The 5,817-nt window shown below is 69.2% G+C and carries 7 protein-coding genes and 1 pseudogene; 1 reads left to right on the top strand and 7 read right to left on the bottom strand.

Going from position 1 to position 5,817, the window contains the following annotated elements; all coding sequences use genetic code 11:
• Positions 1-171 precede the first annotated feature (171 nt).
• The 7 genes from B9B60_RS16615 to B9B60_RS16645 all read right to left on the bottom strand — a co-directional run bounded on the left by B9B60_RS16615 (position 172) and on the right by B9B60_RS16645 (position 5,344).
• Positions 172-432 carry a helix-turn-helix domain-containing protein gene (locus B9B60_RS16615; RefSeq protein WP_234993914.1) on the bottom strand — a complete coding sequence of 87 codons (261 nt, stop codon included), beginning with the start codon at positions 430-432 and terminating at the stop codon, positions 172-174.
• A 359-nt stretch (positions 433-791) separates the two neighbouring features.
• The gene (locus B9B60_RS16620) at positions 792-1,982 is read right to left on the bottom strand and encodes a tyrosine-type recombinase/integrase (protein ID WP_084453200.1); all 1,191 of its coding nucleotides are present in this window, start codon (positions 1,980-1,982) and stop codon (positions 792-794) included.
• Positions 1,975-2,187 carry a helix-turn-helix domain-containing protein gene (locus tag B9B60_RS16625; RefSeq protein WP_084453202.1) on the bottom strand — a complete coding sequence of 71 codons (213 nt, stop codon included), beginning with the start codon at positions 2,185-2,187 and terminating at the stop codon, positions 1,975-1,977. The genes B9B60_RS16620 and B9B60_RS16625 overlap by 8 nt, the downstream gene beginning before the upstream one ends.
• On the bottom strand, positions 2,171-2,779 hold the full coding sequence (locus B9B60_RS16630) for a hypothetical protein (RefSeq protein WP_084453204.1): 609 nt from the start codon (positions 2,777-2,779) through the stop codon (positions 2,171-2,173). The genes B9B60_RS16625 and B9B60_RS16630 overlap by 17 nt, the downstream gene beginning before the upstream one ends.
• Before the next feature lie 11 nt (positions 2,780-2,790).
• Positions 2,791-3,267 carry a single-stranded DNA-binding protein gene (locus B9B60_RS16635; RefSeq protein ID WP_084453206.1) on the bottom strand — a complete coding sequence of 159 codons (477 nt, stop codon included), beginning with the start codon at positions 3,265-3,267 and terminating at the stop codon, positions 2,791-2,793.
• 83 nt (positions 3,268-3,350) lie between these two features.
• Positions 3,351-5,102, bottom strand: a complete 1,752-nt coding sequence (locus B9B60_RS16640) for a type IV secretory system conjugative DNA transfer family protein (RefSeq protein WP_234993915.1) — start codon at positions 5,100-5,102, stop codon at positions 3,351-3,353.
• A 23-nt stretch (positions 5,103-5,125) separates the two neighbouring features.
• Positions 5,126-5,344 carry a hypothetical protein gene (locus B9B60_RS16645; RefSeq protein ID WP_327078604.1) on the bottom strand — a complete coding sequence of 73 codons (219 nt, stop codon included), beginning with the start codon at positions 5,342-5,344 and terminating at the stop codon, positions 5,126-5,128.
• A 174-nt stretch (positions 5,345-5,518) separates the two neighbouring features.
• Here B9B60_RS16645 and B9B60_RS17875 point away from each other — a divergent pair.
• A pseudogene (locus B9B60_RS17875) lies at positions 5,519-5,704 on the top strand (transposase); the annotation flags it as partial.
• Positions 5,705-5,817 lie beyond the last annotated feature (113 nt).

Here is a 5,817-nt window from a genome sequence, read left to right on the forward strand (position 1 = left end):
AACTCTTCCCTCATGTTCTTCAATGGAGCTCCCTGGGCGGTGCGGTGACTGGCTTCGACACCGCCACCGTTCACCGTCCAGGGGCCCGGCTCATGGATGACACGAGCAGAGGGTGGGGACTTCTACATGGCCACCAGCGGGGACCTCATCTGGCCACCAGTGGGGACTTTGTCACGGCCATGGACAGCCGATGGTCTCGGCGCCGGCGTCCAGGCCTTGCGCGCTCAGCTGGTCACGTAGCTGCAGCACGAGGTCGACCGTGGCCTGCGGGGTCGCGTTCGTGGAGGTTGCGGGGCGACGGGAGCGGGGCTCGAAGGCCTGCTCGCCCTCGGCGCGGTAGCGGGCGATCAGCTTGCTGATCCAGCCCTGAGAGACGCCATAGGTCCGGGCAACCTCGGACTGTGACTGGCCGGCCAGGACCGCGGTGATCACGAGACGACGTTTCGACATGCCCCAGCATCAGGACCACACCCATGCCGATGTCGTGAGACACCCCTATTCCAATGACTCGAGACACCCCATTCCGATGTCCTGAGCCAGCACACTGTCAGCCCGACACAAAAGCCCTGGTGAGAGCATGTTTCTCGCCAGGGCTTCGTCGTGTCCGGGGTCGATTTCCGGTGCCCGTGCGAGCCGGCCCCGCGAGGTCGTCGCGAGGCCACGCCCCGATCGCTCGGTGAGGTCTGCTGGGTGGTGAAGTGGACCAAATGGTGCCTGTGAAGTGGACCAATCTGCGGGCAGGCGAATGCTCCGGCCGCTGTGGAGCGGCCGGAGCGGGCTGGTGTAGGGCGTCACAGGTGGGGTCCGTCGTGGCGTGGTGGCTCCCTTCCCGGTGTTGGTGCGGAGAGGAACTTGTTGGCCTGTTTCGCGGCTGCGGCGAGGTGGCGGTGGTCGGAGTGCAGGTAGCCCTTGGTGGTCTCGATGGACTGGTGGCCGAGGATGCCTTGGAGCACGTGCAGCGGGATGCCGGCGTCGGCCATCCAGGTCGCCCCGGTGTGGCGCAGGCCGTGCCGGGTGAGGTCCTGAAGGCCGAGGCCTTTCACGAGGTCGTCCCAGCGGGTGGCGTCGCGCACGGTCGCGGTGGTGAGCACGCCGTCGCGTGGTCCACGCAGGAGCGGGTCATCGGGTCCCTTGCTAGTGGTGAGCCGTTCCAGGATCGGTTCGAGGGCGTCGAGGATCGGCACGAAGCGGGCGCGACGTCCCTTGGTCTGCTTGATGACCAGGCCACCCTTGCCCGGATAGTGCTGGCGTTCGATCTTCACGACCCGGTTGCGCCAGTCGACGTCCCCGACGCGCAGGCCCGCGACCTCGGAGCCTCGGGCCGCCAGGAGCGCGGAGAGCATGACGTGGTCGGAGTAGGACTGGTGCACCTGGCCGCAGGCGTCGGCGAGGGTGCGGAGGGTGGCGAGGTCGGGGATCGCGTGGGCTCGTAGCGCGCCGGCGGTCTGGGTGACGTGTTTGCCGAGGTTGCGGCGGGCGCGGTGTTTGGCGGGGTTGACGGTGATGATGTCGTCGCGGACCGCCTCGTCCAGGACGCGCACGAGTGGGGCGATGGAGTTCTTGATGGTGGAGGCCGAGTGCTCGGTCTCCCATTGGTCGATGGTGCGGTCGATCATCCCGGCGGTGATCTTGACGAGCTGGATGTGCCCGAGTGCGGGCAGCACCCGTAGCCGCAGGCCGATGTCGTAGTTCTCGGCCGTGGAGGTCGGGTCCAGGCCGCGTTTCCACCGGTCGCCGATCGAGGCGGCGTAGGCGGCGAGGGTGACGGTGGTGTTGGTGCCGGTCTCGGTGGCCTTGCGCATCTGGTCGAAGAACTCCTCGACCTCCTCGGTCGTGCGTACGTGGCTGACCCGTCCGACGCGCTTCTTGGTCGACGGGTCGGTCCATCGCACGCGTGCGCGGAACCCGTCGACGCGGCGTTCGACGTCGGTGGTCAGCCGCACTCCGACCGGGGGCATGCGCCGGTTGCGTGGATCAGCCATGACCGGTCTCCTGCTTGCGCACCCATGCCCGCACCGAGACCGGGTTGTAGCGGGAGACGCCGCCGACCTGGAGGAACGGCGGGCCGACGCGTTCGCGGCGCCAGCGCGAGAGGGTGGCCTGGGAGACGTTCAGGAACTCCGAGGCCTCCCGGGCGCACCACAGCGGCTCGACCGTCCCGACGCCGCGTTCAACGGTCTCGCTCATCGTGGTCACCTGCGGCCAACTCGGCGAAGAAGGCGTCCTCGGCCTCCTGCCGCCTGGCGATGTCAGCCTCCACAAACACGCGGAAGTCCTCATGGCGGTCGACGATCGCGATGTCCTCGATCGCCGGCGCGGGGTCCTCGCCGGGCCAGGAGGTCTGCCTTGTGGGGCGGTCGCGATCCAGGCGGGTGCCGGAGGCGGCGACCCAGTCCCGGAGCCGGGCGCGGGTGTCAGCGAAGTCGCGGTGCCAGCCGCTGGGCGCGGACCCGTTCTGCTCGGGGTCGTAGGCGCACAGCCAGTGGATGTGCAGCGCCGACAGCTCCCACACCAGCTCGGGGTGCCGGTGCCAGAACGGCGGCAGAACGCTGGCGGGTAGGCCGTAGGTGTGGCGCAGCCAGGTCACCCAGCGGTCCAGCTCGGCCCACTCCGCCTCGGCCTCCTCGGCGGTGAGCAGGTTCCAGTTCACCGGGTGCGGCGGTTCGGCCACCAGGTCAGGGTCGATCTGCAGCCGGTCGTCTGGCTCGGCGTAGTCGTCCTCTCCGAGTTGGTCTGGCTCCGGCTCGTCGAACTCGGGTGCCTCATCGGTGATGGTCATGGCCGTCTCCCTCACAGCCCCAGCGACGGCAACGTGCTCGGCGTCGCCCGGCGTTCGCCGGTCAGCTCGGGCGCTGGCCGGTCGATGGTCCCGCGGGCGGGGGCGTCTCTTTCGACGGTGGCTTCGGTTCGACGGGTGCGGTCGACCTCGTAGGTTGTGCGGGCAAGGTCGTGTCCGATCTTCTTGGCGACGAACTCCTCGGTATCGACGCTCTGCCCGTCGCGCTCGCTGGTGTAGGGGCGGACGTAGCCTTCGGCGACGAAGCTGTCGCCCTTGGCGAACCGCTCATGGGCACGCTCGGCCGTGGCCCGGAACGCCACCAGGTCGTGGAACGTGGGATCCAGGCGTGTGAAGGTCCCGTCGTCCTCGCGACGGAAGTGCTCCTGCCCGATCCGCGCGTAGAACCGCGGGCTGCCCTTGGCAGTGTGGGTGAGCTGCGGGTCTGACGCGATGAACCCCGAGATGGACTGCTGGGTGCGGATAGCCATCGGACTCTCCTCCTGACACTCGTGGCGACCACCGGTGTCGGGCCGCTCGTATCAGGCAGGTGCACACCCGCTCCCACACCCGTTCACGAACCGGGGCGATGTAGCAGCTTTTCCGCCTCGGCCCGGTCGGCCCTCAACTGGGCTGCGTCGGGACGCGAGGGCCATGGGCGCAGGTCGGTGATGATCGGTGGCGCGGAGCGCAGCAGGGCGACGCCGGTGCCGAACGGGAGGGTCCTGATGCGGTCCGGCGGCAGGATCGGGACGCGGCGGATAGAGCGCTGGTTGGAGCGGGTGCCGTGGTCACCGAGGGTCACGCTGTCGGTGTACTCGTCCCGTTCGCCGATCAGGGTGCTCAGGTCTTGGAGGTCGCGGGAGTTGGAGGCGCCGCCGAGGATGACCTTCACGATGGAGGCGTCCCAGATGGCTCCGGCGGCGTTGTCGGACCACTTTTCCCGCGCCTGGGCGAGGGACTGCAAGACCGGCAGGGTGGTGATGCCGGTGCCGCCCCCTTCGGCCATCAACGTCGGTAGGGAGGGCAAGGGGGCGAGGTTGCCTATCTCGTCCAGAGCGAGCAGCAGCGGCGGGTCGAGGCGGGCACCCGGTGAGCGGGCGGACATCCGGCGTGCGGTCTCGATAAGGTCTTCCACGAACGCCGCCACCAACGCTGCGGATGCGCCAGCTCCGACCCCGGTGGCCAGCAGATACAGCGTGCCGCGCTGACGGATGAAGGTCTCGGGGTCGAAGTCCTCACCCGCCCGCGGTGAAACGGCATCCAGCACCCGGGGATCGGCGAGGGCTCCGAGAGCCAGCGCCACGCCTTGCCAGATCGAGTCCCGTGTTTTGGGGTCGGAGTCGATCATCGCCCCGAGCGAGTCGGCCCACCCGGTCGCGGCCTGTGTGGTGTTGGTGAGGATGGCGACGGCCTCGGCTGCTGCGGTGGGGTCGAGGGTCCAGCGGAACAGCTCGGCCGGTGGCCGGTGGTCCAGTGCTGCGGCGTGCAGGAGGGCTTGGAGGGCGGTGCGGGTCTTGCCTTCCCAGAAGCCCCCGGACTCCACCCCGCCACTGCTGAGCCCGGTCGCGGAGGCGAGTCCGGTGGCGCGGATCATCGCCGTCAGCGGGTCGTGGCATCCGCGGATGGGTGACCAGCGCATCCCGGCGGGGACGCCCTCGGCGAGGTGCTGGGGGTCGAACACCGCCACCGGCCGCCCGTCACGTTCCCGAGCACGCAGGGTGGCGGTGAGATTGTCCGGCCGCGTGGATGTGGTGACCACGGCGCCGGGCGCGTCGAGGATGGCGTTGATGACCACGTGCAGGCCTTTGCCCGAGCGGGGTGGTCCGATGAGCAGGATCGAGTCCTCCACGCTCGCCCACACCTGTTTCCCCCGTGAGCGGCCCAGCAGGTAGCCGACATCGAACGCGTCCGGGTCACTCAGCGAGGGACGCAGTGTCGAAGCGCGCTTCAAGAGCGCCTTGGCCGATGCGGTCTGGGCGACCTCATGGGCGGTGGCGGTGCCGGCCAGGCGCCGCGGGTCGGTCTCGACCCTTCGCGAGTGACGACGCAGCCGCACCCACACCCACGCCACGGCCAGGGCGAGGCCAGTCAGCATCAGCCCGGTGATGCTCCAGTACGCGACCGGGCTCAACCCCTCGGCATCCAACGCCGTCGCGGGGTCGGCGGGATTGAACAGCACGCCGAGCCCCGATGCGAAGCCAGCTTGGGGTTGGGGCGTGCCGGTCAGGAACGCCGCCACGCTCCCGGCGGCGCGCAGGACGAGCGCGAAACCGAAGGCACCGATCAGGGCGACGACGGCGGCGTTGGTCAGCTCATCGCCCATACTCCCGGTCTGCCGCTGCCCGCTCATCGTGGAACCCGCCGGATGTGCACGGTGCCTGAGACCCGTCCCAGCAACACGACCTCGCCGGTCCCTTCCGCCAGGACAGGAGCGAGGTGGCCGGTGTCGATCAGGGTGCGGGCGTGGCCGGTTGCGGTGGCATCGGTGTGGGCGACGATCAGGGCGACCGCGACGTCCTCACCGGGCACGAACCCCTCGCCGGTGACCTCCACCAGCTCCGGCATGTGCTTGGTCTTGGTGTGCTTGCCACGCTGTTCCTGCGGCTTGGTTGGATCGCCCCGGGTTCAGTGGAGAGCTGGTTGTGCCGTCTCGGCGGTTGCCGGTGCGGTGGTGCCATCGGGACTGCTGCACCGATAGGTGACATCTGATCTGTGGCGTCGAGGGGCGCTGCTGGAAGGATGGACACCGTGCCCAAGCCCTACCCCAAAGAGTTCCGCGATGACGTGGTCCGGGTCGCGAGGAACCGTGAGCCAGGAGTCCATCTCAAGCAGATCGCTGCTGACTTCGGGATCAGCGAGTCGTGCCTGACGAACTGGCTCAAGCGGGCTGATGTCGAGGACGGCAACGTGCCGGGCGTCACGAGCGAGCAGGCCGCCGAGCTGCGCGAGCTCAAGCGCCGTAACCGAATGCTGGAGCAGGAGAACGAGGTGTTGCGGCGGGCGGCGGCGTACTTGTCGCAGGCGAACCTGCCGGGAGA

This window comes from Janibacter indicus, from assembly GCF_900176385.1.
Taxonomy (GTDB): Bacteria; Actinomycetota; Actinomycetes; order Actinomycetales; family Dermatophilaceae; genus Janibacter; species Janibacter indicus.